Here is a 13,924-nt window from a genome sequence, read left to right as displayed (position 1 = left end):
CGATGTGGGAGTAAAGCTTGCTCGCGATGAACGATGACACGGTCTCCGAAAGATAGGCCGGGGTGTTTTCGTCGCGAGCAAGCTTTGCTCCCACAGGTTGCTGGCAAGCTTTAACGCTATAGGTTCATCTCCAAGCGTAGCAACCCACTAATAAAGATAAGAGGGGGCGTCATGGATCAATCCGGTTCGCATTCGCAACTCAGCTACACCCAAGGTTCGCAGGACAAGGCTTTACTGGCCCAAACCATCGGCGAGGTTTTCGACCAGACGGTGGCCCGTTATCCAGAGGGCGAGGCGTTGGTGGTTCGCCATCAATCGCTGCGTTACACCTGGCAGCAACTGGCCGAGGCCGTCGATCTGCACGCCAGGGCGTTGTTGGCGCTGGGCTTGAAAACCGGCGACCGCCTCGGCGTGTGGGCGCCCAATTGCGCCCAGTGGTGCATCAGCCAGTTCGCCAGTGCGAAGATCGGCGTGATTCTGGTCAACATCAATCCGGCCTATCGCGTTTCTGAACTCGAATACGTGCTCAAACAATCTGGATGCCAATGGCTGGTATGCGCCGGCGCGTTCAAGACCTCGGATTATCACGCCATGTTACAAGCGCTGGCGCCGGAGCTGGGAGAGCAATCGATCGGCCACCTGCAGAGCGAGCGCTTGCCGGATTTACGCGGCGTGATCAGCCTCGATGCCCAACCGCCGTCAGGCTTTCTGCCCTGGTCGCAACTGGCCGCCCTGGGGGCGGCGGTGACGCCTGGACAACTGGCCGAGCGCCAATCCAGTCTTCACTTCGATGAGCCGGTGAATATCCAGTACACCTCCGGCACCACCGGCTTTCCCAAAGGCGCGACCCTCAGTCATCACAATATTCTCAACAACGGTTACATGGTGGGCGAAAGCCTGGGCCTGACAGCTGGCGACCGGCTGGTGATCCCGGTGCCGCTCTACCATTGCTTTGGCATGGTCATGGGTAACCTGGGCTGCATGACCCATGGCAGCACCATGATCTACCCCAACGATGCCTTCGACCCGTTGCTGACGCTCAAGGCCGTGGCCGAGGAAAAAGCTACTGCGCTGTATGGCGTGCCCACCATGTTCATCGCCCTGCTGGACCAGCCGCAGCGGGGTGACTTCGACCTGTCCAGCCTGCGCACGGGCATCATGGCCGGGGCGACATGTCCCATCGAAGTGATGCGGCGGGTTATCAACGAAATGCACATGGCCGAAGTGCAGATTGCCTACGGCATGACGGAAACCAGCCCGGTGTCGTTGCAGACCGGTCCTTCAGATGAACTGGAGCTGCGTGTGACCACTGTCGGCCGTACCCAGCCGCAACTGGAAAGCAAGATTATCGATGAGGCGGGCAATCTCCTTCCACGTGGCGCCGTCGGCGAATTGTGTACCCGCGGCTACAGCGTGATGCTCGGTTACTGGAACAACCCCAAGGGAACCGCCGATGCCATCGACGCGGATGGCTGGATGCACACCGGCGACCTGGCAACCATGGACGAACAGGGCTACGTCCGCATCGTCGGGCGCAACAAGGACATGATCATCCGTGGTGGGGAGAATATTTACCCGCGCGAGCTGGAGGAGTTTTTCTTCACCCACCCGGCGGTGGCGGACGTGCAAGTGATCGGCATCCCGTGTTCACGCTATGGCGAAGAAATCGTGGCGTGGATCAAGTTCCATCCCGGCCACAGCGCCACCGAGCAAGAACTGCAAGCCTGGTGCAAGGCGCGCATCGCCCACTTCAAGACGCCGCGTCATTTCAAATTCGTCGAAGAATTCCCCATGACGGTCACTGGCAAGATCCAGAAATTCCGCATGCGCGAAATCAGCATCGAAGAACTGCGCGATAGAGAAGGCTGAGCAAAATCTCCTGTGGGAGCGAGCTTGCTCGCGAAAGCGGTGTGCCAAGCGACATACATGTTGACGGTGCCGCGGTCTTCGCGAGCAAGCTCGCTCCCACACGAAAAACCCAAACCCCAGACAGCACAAAGGGGAGCCGAAGCTCCCCTTTAATTTTGTCGTCGCGTGCTCTTTTTTATTATTGAGGGGCGGCCTGTTGTTGTTTTTGGTAGCCGTGGCCCTTTACCGCTGTTTTTGGCGATCCCCATCCGGGATCAAGAGCAAACGTATTTTTTTGAGCGCTGATTTGCTTTTTCGCTTTGCGATCCAACCGATTCGGGCGCTACCTGAAGGTAGTTTTATTATTCTCTGCCCGGTTGCGGGTTGCTCCTGGAAGCACCCTGAAAAGCCCATCTTCTCCAAAAAAATCTGTTAGCTGCGTCTCTGCCGTGTTGTTTTTGTTATGTCAGAGTCGTTTCGTCTTGTTTTTATTGGGTTTGCTGCGTTTTTTTATTCTTGTTATGCCAGAGATATAGCAGGTGGCGTGCCAACTTTTAAAAATCCATATAAATCAATATGTTGTGATTTTCGTCTGAAAAATATGTCAGGCCAAACCTGACAAATTGTTTCCGTGTTACTCGTTTCGTCGCTGTTACAAAGCCGGCGGTAACACCTCACTGTGCGTTGCGGGCCTTGGCCACGCGCGAACCCGTAGGGCGGCCGAGCACATCACAAATCTGCCGGCCCGCGGCGATCAGTGCGTCCAGGTCGACACCGGTTTCGATACCCAACCCATCGAGCAGGTACAGCACGTCTTCGGTGGCGACGTTACCGCTGGCGCCCTTGGCATATGGGCAGCCGCCGAGGCCGGCGATGGAGCTGTCGAACACCGCGATGCCTTCCAGCAGGCTGGCGTAGACGTTGGCCATGGCCTGGCCGTAGGTGTCGTGGAAATGTCCGGCGAGTTTGTCCCGTGGCACCTCGGCGCCCACCACCTCGAACAGCCTGCGGGTAGCGCCCGCGGTGCCCGTGCCGATGGTGTCGCCCAAGGAGACCTCGTAGCAGCCCATCGCGTACAGTTCCCGGGCGACCCAAGCCACTTGCTCAGGCTTGACCGCACCTTCATACGGGCAGCCCAGCACGCAGGATACGTAGCCGCGCACACTGACGCCGTGCTGTTTGGCGGCCGCCATGATCGGCGCAAAGCGCTCCAGGCTGTCCTTGATGGAGCAGTTGATGTTGCGCTGGGAAAACGCTTCGGACGCGGCGGCGAACACGGCCACTTCTTTCACGCCCGCCGCCAGCGCATCTTCAAAACCCCGCAGGTTCGGCGCCAGGGCGCCATAGGTCACGCCGGGCTTGCGCTGGATCTGCGCGAACACCTCGGCGGACCCCGCCATCTGCGGCACCCACTTGGGCGAGACGAAACTGCCGACTTCGATATAGCCCAGGCCGGCGGCGCTCAAGGCATCCACCAGGCGCACCTTGTCGGCGACGCTGATGGGCTGGGCTTCATTCTGCAGCCCGTCGCGGGGGCCGACTTCGATCAAGCGTACAAAGGAGGGGAGGGACATGGAGATTGACCTGTGGTGAGTTGCCAAAGTATCGAGAACGATGGTGTGTTACTGGACGATTTCCTCGCTTTTGATCGTCTGTTCCAGCGCCTGGATGCAGCGTTCTTCGGCGGTGTCGAGTTCCAGTTTCATCTGTTCGATGTCCAGCAATTGCTGTTCGAGCTGTTCCCGGCGCTCGGCGATTTTCGCCAGCATGCTGTGCAGCTGTTTCTGATTGCCGCTGGAAGGGTCGTAGAGTTCGATCAACTCGCGGCACTCGGCCAGGGAAAAGCCAATGCGCTTGCCGCGCAGGATCAGCTTCAGGCTGACCTTGTCCCGCGGCGAATAAATGCGCTCCTGGCCCCGTCGCTCCGGGCTCAACAGGCCTTGTTCTTCATAGAAGCGGATGGCCCGGGTGGTGATATCCAGTTCGCGGGCGAGGTCGGAGATGCTGTAGGTCTGGCTGCTCATGGAAGCGCTCGAAAACGAAAGGGGCTGGCGCTAAGCTAAAGGCAGGTTGACGTTCGCGTCAAGCAATGAGGTATTGCACACAAAACCTGTGGGAGCGAGCTTGCTCGCGATAGCGTCGGATCAGTCGCCATTGATATGAGCAGACCTACCGCTATCGCGAGCAAGCTCGCTCCCACAATTTTGATCTTCTAAACCGTGTCGAGCTTTTTCTCATGGGCCGTCACCTGCTGGCACAGCTCGATCATCTGCTCGCGCATCCAGCGGTTGGCCGGGTCCTGGTCGGTGCTTTCGTGCCAGTAGAGATGGGTTTCCACCGGTGGCACGTCGTTGACCGGGAGCAGGAAGGCGTGCAAATCGTGACGCCGTGCAAAGCGCTCGGGGACGGTCATGACCATGTCGGTCTGCTGCAGCACCTGGGACGCCATCAGGTAATGCTGGGAACGCAGGGCGATCTTGCGCTGGATGCCCATCTTGCCGAGGGCCAGGTCGACATAACCCAACCCGTTGCGGCGACTGGAAATGTGCACATGGGTCTGGGCCAGGTAATCGTCGAGGCTGATCTTTTCCTTGCCTGCCAACGGATGGCCCTTGCGCATGGCGCACACGTAGCGATCTTCCATCAACTTGACGTGGCGCACCTGCGGGTCGGTGTTGAGCGGTGCATCCACGGCGAAGTCGAGGCGGCCGGCGGCCAGTTCCTTGGTGGTTTCACGGCGCTTGGACAGGAAACTCTCGATCGCCACGGTCGGGGCCAGGCGGCGCAGGCGCTGGAACAGCAGCGGCAGGATCACGCCTTCGGTGAGGTCGGTCATGCTGATGCGGTAGGTCTTGACGGCCTGCAATGGGTTGAAGATCCGGCTTTCCTGCACCGACACCCGCAGCAGCGACAAGGCGTTGCGCACCGGGCCGATGATGTTCTGGGCCATGGGCGTTGGCACCATTCCTTGGGCGGTGCGCACGAAGAGCGGGTCGTTGAAAGTCTCGCGCAGACGCGCCAGGGCATTGGACACGGCCGGCTGAGTGATGCCGACGATCTGCCCGGCGCGGGTCAGGTTGGCTTCGGTGTAGATCGCATCGAAGACAATGAAAAGGTTGAGGTCGACCTTGCTCAGATTCATGGCGCTGCACTCTTGTTCTTGGGCTTGTTGTGAGGTGCCGGGTGGCGATGAGAATCAGTGAAACATATATCGGTGATGAATGTTAATACACGCCGAGAATAGGTTAGGTAAATTTTCGTAGCTGAACTAGCATCGATTTCATGACCTAAAACAACCTCTGCCCAGAAGGTGCTGCTCATGGATTTTGCCTATTCCCCCAAGGTTCAGGAACTGCGTGAACGCGTCACGGCGTTCATGGATGCCTACGTCTATCCGGCCGAAGCGGTGTTCGAACGACAAGTGGCCGAGGGCGACCGCTGGCAACCCACGGCCATCATGGAAGAGCTCAAGGCCAAGGCCAAGGCAGAGGGCCTGTGGAACCTGTTCCTGCCGGAATCCGAGCTGGGCGCTGGACTGACCAACCTGGAATACGCGCCGCTGGCGGAGATCATGGGGCGCTCGTTGCTGGGGCCGGAGCCGTTCAACTGCTCGGCGCCGGACACCGGCAACATGGAAGTGCTGGTGCGCTACGCCAACGAAGAACAAAAGCAACGCTGGCTCGAGCCACTGCTGCGCGGCGAGATTCGCTCGGCCTTTGCCATGACCGAGCCGGACGTGGCCTCTTCGGACGCCACCAATATGGCCGCCCGCGCCGAGCGTGACGGCGACCAATGGGTGATCAACGGCAAGAAGTGGTGGACCTCAGGCGCGTGCGACCCGCGCTGCAAGATCCTGATCTTCATGGGCCTGAGCAACCCGGATGCACCGCGTCATGCCCAGCATTCGATGATCCTGGTCCCGGTGGACACCCCCGGGGTCAAGATCGTCCGGCCGTTGCCGGTGTTCGGCTACGACGATGCGCCTCACGGGCATGCCGAAGTGCTGTTCGATAACGTGCGGGTGCCGTACGAAAACGTCCTGCTGGGCGAAGGCCGCGGTTTTGAAATTGCCCAGGGTCGACTCGGCCCAGGCCGGATTCACCACTGCATGCGTTCCATCGGCATGGCCGAGCGCGCCTTGGAATTGATGTGCAAGCGTGCCGTCAGCCGCACCGCTTTCGGCCAGCCGCTGGCGCGTCTGGGCGGTAACATCGACAAGATCGCCGACTCGCGGATGGAGATCGACATGGCGCGCCTGCTGACGTTGAAGGCGGCGTACATGATGGACACCGTCGGCAATAAAGTGGCGAAAAGCGAAATTGCCCAGATCAAGGTGGTCGCGCCGAACGTGGCCTTGAAGGTCATCGACCGGGCAATCCAGATCCACGGTGGCGCCGGGGTTTCCAACGATTTCCCGCTGGCCTACATGTATGCCATGCAACGCACCCTGCGCCTGGCCGACGGCCCGGATGAAGTCCACCGCGCCGCGATCGGCAAGTTCGAGATCGGCAAATACGTGCCCAAGGAAATGCTGCGCAGCAAGGGCTAGGATCTGGCCCACCAAGGGCCTCTGTGGGAGCAAAGCTTGCTCGCGATGGCGGTGGTACCTCCCACATTGATGCAAGCTGACCCACCGCTATCGCGAGCAAGCTTTGCTCCCACAGGCTAATCCTATGGCAGCGAATTCGCTTACTCCTTGACGCTCATGTACTCCTCGGCCCAGCGGATGTACTCCTCGGGCTGGGTGTAGGTGTGGGTCAGTTCGGTAGCGCTGAGATCCGACGCCTGGGTGAAGATCTGCCGTTGTTCACGAAGGCTGTCGTAGGTGGCCTTGATCGCGGCGAAATAGGCGCCGTGGCCATCGATGGTCACGCGCACGCCCAACTCGGCCAGGCGCTTGTCGTCGCGCAACTTCGGGTTGCCATAGGTGACGAGCATCAACGGCAGCGTCAGGTTCTCGCTGATTTGCTCCAAGTGTTCGAAGTCCTGCACACCCACCATGCAAATCCCATCCGCCCCGGCACGCTCGTATTGCTGGGTGCGGCTGATGATTTCCTGGACCGGCAAAATTCCTGCGTTGGTACGGGCAATGATCGCCATTTCCGAATCGACTCGCGCCTCCAGGGCCGCACGAATCTTACCGACACCTTCGGCCACGCCGATCAAATCGGTGGATTTACGCCCGAACTGGGCTGGCAGCAAAGTGTCCTCGATGGTCAGTGCCGCCACGCCGGCACGCTCCAGTTCGATGATGGTGCGCATCACGTTCAGGGCATTGCCGTAGCCATGGTCGGCGTCGGCAATCACTGGCAGCTGGGCCACGCGACCGATACGGGTGGCCTGTTCGGCAAATTCGCTGAGGGTGATCAGGGCGAAGTCCGGCGCGCCCAATACTTGCAACGACGCGACCGAGCCTCCCAGGATGCCTACTTCAAAACCCAGGTCGGCGGCGATGCGCGCCGACATCGGGTCAAACACCGAGGCGGTGTGGTAGCAGGTCTGGGAAGCCAGCAGTTGACGAAAGTTACGACGCAAATCTTGATGGGAAAGCCTGGACATATGAGTTCCACCAATGGAATGGAAAGGCTTGAGCAAAAGTGTCAACGCCGAAAGATCCAAAGGCTATCACGTGGCAAGCGCAAAGATGATGACGAATGTGTATGGGCGATGCTGTTATGGCATCAAGCGAGACCATAGACCACTAGGCCGCCACCGCCTGTTGCCCCTGCCTGGGTAATGCCACGGCGCGCACCGTGTCGCCCGGTTGCACTTGCAGGCGTTTGGCGGTGAGGCGATCGACCAGCAGGTTGTGGCCATGCAGGTGCGCGCGGGCGCTGGTGATGCGGCAGTTTGCCAGGCGCCGGTTGTGAATCAGCCAGATCGGCGCCCGTTCGTCCGGGGTGCCAATGGCCAGGGTCAGCGCCTGACTGTCGCGTACGCTGCGGATCTTCGACACCGGTGCTTCGATCACTGGGCCGCCGTCGAAAATGTCGATATAGCCTCTATGGCTGAAGCCTTCGGCACTGAGGATCTTCAGGGCCGGTTCGGTGTTCGGGTGGGCCTTGCCGATCACCGCCTGGGCTTGTTCGGTGAGCAGGCAGGTGTACAGCGGCTGGCGTGGCATCAGCTCGGCGATGAACGACTTGTTGCCCATGCCGGACAACTGGTCGGCGTAGCTGAAATCCTTCTGGAAAAAGTGCCGTCCCAGGCTGTCCCAGAACGGTGAACAACCTTGTTCGTCGGCATGGCCCCGCAGTTCGGCAATGAGTTTTTCGCCGAACAGCTGGGAAAACTCGGCCACGAACAGCAGGCGCGCCAGGGACAGCAAGCGTCCGTTGTGGCCGTGGCGTTGCTCGGGGTGCAGGAACAACGAGCAGATTTCCGATTGTCCGGACATCTCGTTGTTGAGGAACAGCGTCGGGATCTGCCGCTGGATTCCCAGCTCCGGCGCCGAGCTGACCGTGACCCCGACCCGATAGTTGTACCAAGGCTCACGCAGCCCCACCGCCCCGGTCAGGGCGCTGATGCCCACCACCTGCCGGTCATCGTCTTCGAGCACGAACAGGTAGTCGGCGTCGGCACGTTCGACTTGGCCGGCGAAGGTCCGCTGGGCCCAGCGAACGCGGTGGGCCAGGCGCTCTTCGTTGGCCGGCAGGCTGGTGAACCCGGGACCCGCGCAACGGGCCAGGTCCAGCAAGGCAGGCAGATCGGTGATGGCCACCGGACGGACAATCATGCTGCAACTCCTTCATCGTGTCGGTCCAAACGTCGGTGCAGGCCATGGGATCGATTGAGGTTCATAGGGCAACCACCCGGATCCGCGCGCCAGACTGGATGTCCAGGGCGGTCAGCATGGCGGGCGACAGGGCCACTGGGCCGTCGGCGTTAACGTCCAGTTCGGCGACGATGGCCCGGTAGCCGCCGAGGCGCTCGTTGCTCACCAGGTACAGGCCCCGTGCGTCAATCTGCGGGCTCTGCCTGGCCGTGGTGATGCGACTTTGCGTGATGGAACGGATATTGACGATACGGGCATGCAAGGTCGGCCCACCGTCGAAGATATCGACATAGCTGTTGGTCTCGAAACCCTCGCGTTCGAGGATGTCGAAGGCTTCCTGGCCGTCGGGATGAACCCGGCCGATGCAGGCCTGGGCTGCGGGCGGCAGCATGGGCACGTAGATCGGGTATTGCGGCATCAGCTCGGCGAGAAAGGTCCGGCTCTGCAAGCCACACAACCGTTCGGCTTCGGCATAAGGCAAGTCGAAGAAGTGCTGGCCGATGGCGTCCCAGAAAGGCGACTGGCCGTCTTCGCTGCTGAAACCGACGATTTCGGTGATGACCGATTCGGCAAAGCGCTGGGGGTGGGCGGCGATGAACATCAGCCGGGCCCGGGACAGCAGCTCTGATTCCGGCGTGCGCACCCGTTCGGCGTCGATGTGGAAGCCACGCAGCAGCGTTTGCCCGTTGAGGTCCTGGCACAGGGATAAGGCGGGTACGCCATGCTGGATATTCAACTCCCGGGATTCGCTGGAAAACGGTCGGTTGCGCAGGCTGTAGAACGGTTCGTTGCAACCGGTGCTGGAGAGGATTTCCGAACAGCCGACCAGGCGCCCGGACTCCAGATCCTGCAAGACAAAAAAGTAATTCTCCGCCCCCGGCTCTTGCGCATCGACTGCGAACGAGGCGCACGAGTCGAGGATTTTTTCCTCCAGGCGCCGGGTATCGTCCGGCAGCGACGTGACGCCCACCAGGCTGGCACGGGCCAGTTGTTGCAGTTGCGGCAGATCGGCTAATTGAACTGGACGTAAGGCCAGCATGGATTGCACTCCTGTTCCAGGGAGCCCGGTGACTGGCACCGGGCTTGACGATCACTGTCGATGTCCACGCGTTGTCACCACGGCTGGCCGAACCCTTCGACCGCCGCCTCTCATTGGCCCGCCGGATCGGGCAAGGCAGTACGACTGCCGAATTTGTTGAGCAGGCACAGATAGACCACACCCGCGGCGATCCAGATCAGGCCGAGCTTTTGCGCGGCCACGCCCATGTTGTACAGGATGGCCGCGACGATCACGAAGCCGATCAGCGGGCAGATCAGGTGGCGAATCCATTGGCCGGACTGCTGGCGGCGCCAGTAGTGGTTGATGACCGTGATGTGCAGCAACATGAAGCCGCTCAGGGCACCGAAGTTGACCAGGGAGGTCAGGGTGTCCACGGCGTTGATGAACAGGTAGCAGATCAGCAACGACAACACCGCCACCAGGTAGATGCTCATGTAAGGGGTGTTATGTTTCGGATGGACCTTGGCCAGCACCTTGGGCAGTTGGCCGTCCCGGGCCATGCCGAACAACAGGCGCGACACTGCCGCTTGGGAGGTGATCGCCACCGCCACGCCCCAGGCCAGGGCTGTGGCCACCGCGGTCAAGGTGGCCAGCCAACTGCCGGCCGCCAATTCGGCGATTTCATAGAATGCGGTGTCGGCGGACTTGAAGCCCATGCCTGCTGCCAGGTCGGTGGCGATCCAGGTCTGCATCACGAAAATCGCTCCCATCACCAGCAAGGTCACCAAGGCTGCCTTGCCGACACTGCGGCCCGGGTCGCCCTTGATTTCTTCGGCCAGGGTGGAAATGGCGTCGAAGCCCAGGAACGACAGTACCGCGATGGACACGGCTTGCATCAGCAGGGCGAAGTTGAAGTGTTCCGGGCTGTACAGCGGCGCCAGGGTCAGTTGGCCGTGACCGGCCCCGCCGTGCAGGGCATTCCAGGCGTAGAACAGGAAAATCCCCAGCACCACCAGCTGTGCCAGCAAGAAAATGATGTTCATCCGCGCGGTGAAGGTGATGCCCCGCAGGTTGACGAAAGTCGCGCTTACCAGGAAGGCCAGGATGAAACCGACCTTGGGAATGTCCGGGTACAAATGGTTCAGCGCCATGGCGGCGTAGACATAGAGCAGCGGCGGGATCAGCAGGTAGTCCAGCAGCATCAACCAGCCGGCGATGAACCCGACGTGTGGGTTAAGGCCCCGCTGCGCGTAGGAATAGACCGAACCTGCCACCGGAAAGGCCCGGGCCATGCTGCCGTAGCTCAACGCGGTAAACAGCATTGCCAGCATGCCGATGATGTAGGCCAGCGGCACCATCCCCGGTGCTTCTGCGTTGACGTAGCCATACACGCCGAACGGTGCGATGGGGATCATGAAAATCATCCCGTATACCACCAGGTCTGTCAGCGACAGGCCGCGTTTCAATTCCTGTTTGTAGCCAAATGCCTCGATGCTCATGAGCCGTTTTCCTTTTCAGCTGTGTGGGTTGCGCTTGCTTGTTGTCTGTCGCTGGAAACTTGCCGCTGCCTATCTACAGCAGAGGCGCCAGGTAGGCGCTCCAGGTCCTTACTCCCTCGGGGCTGCGCAACTGGTCATTGCGCACTTCGATCAAGACCGAGTCCAGGCCGCGGCCATCGCCGTGCACCGGGACCGTCATGTCGGTCAGGGGGTTGATCTTGTAGGGCTGGTTGCCCGCTGCCCGCAGCGAATGCCGGCTCAGCCCGTCGACGATGTGCTGGGCGTACTCCTTGGCTTCGCCGAACAGCACGCCGGCTTCCAGGGCGCGTGGCTGGCCGTAGAACACCGGGGTGAAGCTATGGATGCCCACCACGCGTACCGGCCGGTTGGCGGCCAGGCGCTGGTCGATCAACGCCCGCAACCGGTCATGGAAAGGATGGAACAGGCGCTGCTGACGGTATTGGCGCGTGGCCTCGTCCAGGTCGTGGTTGCCCGGGACCTGGTAGATCTCGCTCTGGGCCGGAATGCTGTCCGGCACATGCAGCGGGCGGTTGAGGTCGATCAACAGCCGTGAGTAATTGGCCGACAGCAAGGTCGCGCCGAGGGTTTCGGACAGGCGTTCAGCCAGGAGCAGGGCGCCGATGTCCCAGGCGATGTGTTCCTGGGACGCGGTTTCATCCAGGCCCAGGTCATTCAGCGCCACGGGAATGAAACGGCTGGCGTGTTCGCACACCAGCAACACCGGGTGATCGGATTCCTCCCGGGTCAATCGATAGGCCGGCCTGGTGTAGAGGCCTGATTCAGCGCATTCAATAGATTCGTGCATAGTGCTCGCAACGCTCGGCAGGTGAGAGCGCCTGGGTCAAGGCCAGCTCCTGGGCCTTCAAGGCGAAATAGGTTTCGGCCAGCGGGCCGGGCAGGGTCTCGAGCAGTGCCCCGCTGTGGCGCAGGCAGTCCAGTGCCTGGGCCAGGGTTGTCGGCAGGGCGATAATGCCACGGGAGCGACGTTGTGATTCATCCAGCTCATCGGGTATTTCATCGGTGACAGCCTGCAATGGCAGCCGTTGCTGGATGCCCAGCCGTCCGGCAATCAACAGCGCCGCCATCGCCAGGTGCGGCGAGGCGGTGGCGTCCATGGCGCGAAACTCCAGGTTGTACTGGTTTGCCAGCGGCTTGCCACCCAGGCTCACGGTCGGGCAGATGCGCAGCGCCGCTTCGCGGTTGCGCTGTCCCAGGCACGCATAGGAGGCGCTCCAATGATGAGGTTGCAGGCGCTCGTAGGACAACGGCGTCGGCGCCGTCAGCGCGCACAGCGCCGGCAGATAATGCAGCACACCCGCTGCCCAATGCTGGCCAAGGCTGGACAAGCCATTGCTGCTGGCGGCGTCATGCAGCACCGGGTCCGCGCTCAGGTCTTGCAGGCTCAGGTGCAGATGCACGCCGTTGCACACGGCATTTTCCGAGGTCTTGGGGGCAAAGCTCACGTCCAGGCCCATCTGCCGGGCGATCTCGCGGGTGATTTCCCGTACGTTCACCGCCCGGTCGGCAGCGGCCACGCCCAGGGTCGGGCGACAGGTGATTTCGTATTGCTGCTTGCCGTATTCGGGCAGGAACATTTCCGGTTCGACGCCGCCGGCTCGCAGGGCACTGAGCAACCACCCGGCGAACCCGGCCTGCTGGCGCTGGGCCTGGAGACTGAAGGCCAGGCGATCAGGCTGCGCAGGCGTGGTGGCAAGGTTGAATTCATGCTCGAACGCGGCGAAAACCTGCAGGCCCAGTTCGCTGCGATAACGCTCCACTTCGCCCTGCAGCAGCGTGCGCGGGCAGGTGCTCCAGGGACGGCCGTCGGTTTCCCGAATGTCGCAATGAATGAAGTCCAGGGCCGGCGCTTGGGTGTCGGGCCCATTGTTGACGGTTACCCGGCTGGACAGGTCCGGCACCAGGCGCAGGTCGCCATAGGCGCCCCAGGGGTTGGTCGACGCGATGATGTCCTGGGGCGTCAACGCGCTGTTGGCCGGCACCCAGCCACAACCGGCGGTGACGTAGTGGGGCAATTCATCGCTGGGAAACGAGCGCCCGCGGGTCACGCCGATCAGGTCGGTGGTCACCAGGGTCGTGACCGGCAGCGGCGCGAGGAGGGCGGCGTCGAGGTGACTCATGGCTGCATCTCCCGCAAACGAGCGAGTACGGTGTCGGTGTCAGTGATCCAGCAATAGCCCTTGATCGCGTTCAGGCACGCCAGATGCCGTTGTTCGGTGTAGGTGGCACAGGCATCTTCCACCAGCGTGACCAGGTAGCCACGGTCGGCGGCGTCACGCACGGCCATGTCGACGCACTGGTCGGTGACGATCCCGGCGACGATCAGGTGCCGGGTCTGCAGGTTGCGCAGCACGTAATCGATGTTGGTGGAATTGAACACCCCGGAGGAGGTCTTGGGCAGCACGATTTCGTTTTCCTGCGGCGTCAGCTCGACAATGATCTGCGCCTCGGGGCTGCCTTTGGGCAGGTGCATGTCCGACAGCTTGTGGTCCAGGGAACGGTCGCGGCCATCGGCGGTGAGGCTTTCGATGTGGGTGTGCAACACGTTGTGCTGTGCATCTCGCATCGCATCGAGCAAACGCTGCTGGTTGGGAATGACCAGTTGGCGGGCCCGATGGAGGAAATACTCGGCCTCGGGGCGGTGCAGGTGGGCATCGAATTGCGGTTCCAGCCAGGCGCGTTGCATGTCCACCAACAGCAACGCCGTGTGCTGGCGGGTGAACGGCAAATCCCGGGGGGAGCGGTGGGGGAGCGAGAACATCC

The 13,924-nt window shown here is 61.4% G+C and carries 12 protein-coding genes; 2 read left to right on the top strand and 10 right to left on the bottom strand.

The window, feature by feature from the left end:
* The first annotated feature begins 171 nt into the window (after positions 1–171).
* Positions 172–1,869: an AMP-binding protein gene (locus tag AB4N80_RS24315; RefSeq protein ID WP_305470423.1), complete on the top strand. Its 1,698-nt coding sequence runs from the start codon at positions 172–174 to the stop codon at positions 1,867–1,869.
* 653 nt (positions 1,870–2,522) lie between these two features.
* Here the strand turns inward: AB4N80_RS24315 and AB4N80_RS24310 are convergent.
* The 3 genes from AB4N80_RS24310 to AB4N80_RS24300 form a co-directional block, all read right to left on the bottom strand.
* Positions 2,523–3,422, bottom strand: coding sequence for a hydroxymethylglutaryl-CoA lyase (locus AB4N80_RS24310; RefSeq protein ID WP_122568065.1), 900 nt, complete (start codon positions 3,420–3,422; stop codon positions 2,523–2,525).
* Positions 3,423–3,470: 48 nt separating this feature from the next.
* Positions 3,471–3,872: a MerR family transcriptional regulator gene (locus AB4N80_RS24305; protein ID WP_460079228.1), complete on the bottom strand. Its 402-nt coding sequence runs from the start codon at positions 3,870–3,872 to the stop codon at positions 3,471–3,473.
* A 188-nt stretch (positions 3,873–4,060) separates the two neighbouring features.
* Positions 4,061–4,990, bottom strand: coding sequence for a LysR family transcriptional regulator (locus AB4N80_RS24300; RefSeq protein ID WP_109751673.1), 930 nt, complete (start codon positions 4,988–4,990; stop codon positions 4,061–4,063).
* Between the two features lie 177 nt (positions 4,991–5,167).
* Between AB4N80_RS24300 and AB4N80_RS24295 the strand changes: the two genes are divergently transcribed.
* Positions 5,168–6,397 (top strand): acyl-CoA dehydrogenase, encoded by a 1,230-nt coding sequence (locus AB4N80_RS24295; protein WP_122568067.1) that lies wholly within the window; start codon positions 5,168–5,170, stop codon positions 6,395–6,397.
* A gap of 140 nt (positions 6,398–6,537) precedes the next feature.
* Here AB4N80_RS24295 and AB4N80_RS24290 read toward each other — a convergent pair whose 3' ends face one another.
* From AB4N80_RS24290 to AB4N80_RS24260, 7 genes are all read right to left on the bottom strand, one after another.
* Entirely contained in the window at positions 6,538–7,407 is an 870-nt protein-coding gene (locus AB4N80_RS24290) for an isocitrate lyase/PEP mutase family protein (protein WP_122568068.1), read from the bottom strand.
* A gap of 142 nt (positions 7,408–7,549) precedes the next feature.
* Entirely contained in the window at positions 7,550–8,584 is a 1,035-nt protein-coding gene (gene astA, locus AB4N80_RS24285; RefSeq protein ID WP_122568069.1) for an arginine N-succinyltransferase, read from the bottom strand.
* Between the two features lie 61 nt (positions 8,585–8,645).
* Positions 8,646–9,662 carry an arginine N-succinyltransferase gene (locus AB4N80_RS24280; RefSeq protein WP_460079224.1) on the bottom strand — a complete coding sequence of 339 codons (1,017 nt, stop codon included), beginning with the start codon at positions 9,660–9,662 and terminating at the stop codon, positions 8,646–8,648.
* 110 nt (positions 9,663–9,772) lie between these two features.
* Positions 9,773–11,122, bottom strand: coding sequence for an APC family permease (locus tag AB4N80_RS24275; RefSeq protein ID WP_122568071.1), 1,350 nt, complete (start codon positions 11,120–11,122; stop codon positions 9,773–9,775).
* A gap of 73 nt (positions 11,123–11,195) precedes the next feature.
* Positions 11,196–11,948, bottom strand: coding sequence for an N-formylglutamate amidohydrolase (locus tag AB4N80_RS24270; RefSeq protein WP_122568072.1), 753 nt, complete (start codon positions 11,946–11,948; stop codon positions 11,196–11,198).
* Positions 11,932–13,281, bottom strand: a complete 1,350-nt coding sequence (locus AB4N80_RS24265; protein WP_460079219.1) for a type I glutamate--ammonia ligase — start codon at positions 13,279–13,281, stop codon at positions 11,932–11,934. Before AB4N80_RS24265 ends, AB4N80_RS24270 begins: the two co-directional genes overlap by 17 nt.
* Complete coding sequence (locus tag AB4N80_RS24260; protein ID WP_122568074.1) at positions 13,278–13,922, bottom strand: cysteine hydrolase family protein; 645 nt, start codon at positions 13,920–13,922, stop codon at positions 13,278–13,280. Before AB4N80_RS24260 ends, AB4N80_RS24265 begins: the two co-directional genes overlap by 4 nt.
* Positions 13,923–13,924 lie beyond the last annotated feature (2 nt).

The sequence above is a fragment of the Pseudomonas sp. H3_A02 genome (genome assembly GCF_054671965.1).
The sequence above is the reverse complement of the archived record's forward strand: the minus strand, read 5'-3'. Positions and strand labels throughout refer to the sequence as shown.

Excerpts from the sequence above, each read along its gene's own strand:
- AB4N80_RS24315 (WP_305470423.1), top strand. The coding sequence starts at position 172 with ATGGATCAATCCGGTTCGCATTCGCAACTCAGCTACACCCAAGGTTCG.
- AB4N80_RS24310 (WP_122568065.1), bottom strand. The coding sequence starts at position 3,422 with ATGTCCCTCCCCTCCTTTGTACGCTTGATCGAAGTCGGCCCCCGCGAC.
- AB4N80_RS24305 (WP_460079228.1), bottom strand. The coding sequence starts at position 3,872 with ATGAGCAGCCAGACCTACAGCATCTCCGACCTCGCCCGCGAACTGGAT.
- AB4N80_RS24300 (WP_109751673.1), bottom strand. The coding sequence starts at position 4,990 with ATGAATCTGAGCAAGGTCGACCTCAACCTTTTCATTGTCTTCGATGCG.
- AB4N80_RS24295 (WP_122568067.1), top strand. The coding sequence starts at position 5,168 with ATGGATTTTGCCTATTCCCCCAAGGTTCAGGAACTGCGTGAACGCGTC.
- AB4N80_RS24290 (WP_122568068.1), bottom strand. The coding sequence starts at position 7,407 with ATGTCCAGGCTTTCCCATCAAGATTTGCGTCGTAACTTTCGTCAACTG.
- astA (WP_122568069.1), bottom strand. The coding sequence starts at position 8,584 with ATGATTGTCCGTCCGGTGGCCATCACCGATCTGCCTGCCTTGCTGGAC.
- AB4N80_RS24280 (WP_460079224.1), bottom strand. The coding sequence starts at position 9,662 with ATGCTGGCCTTACGTCCAGTTCAATTAGCCGATCTGCCGCAACTGCAA.
- AB4N80_RS24275 (WP_122568071.1), bottom strand. The coding sequence starts at position 11,122 with ATGAGCATCGAGGCATTTGGCTACAAACAGGAATTGAAACGCGGCCTG.
- AB4N80_RS24270 (WP_122568072.1), bottom strand. The coding sequence starts at position 11,948 with ATGCACGAATCTATTGAATGCGCTGAATCAGGCCTCTACACCAGGCCG.
- AB4N80_RS24265 (WP_460079219.1), bottom strand. The coding sequence starts at position 13,281 with ATGAGTCACCTCGACGCCGCCCTCCTCGCGCCGCTGCCGGTCACGACC.
- AB4N80_RS24260 (WP_122568074.1), bottom strand. The coding sequence starts at position 13,922 with ATGTTCTCGCTCCCCCACCGCTCCCCCCGGGATTTGCCGTTCACCCGC.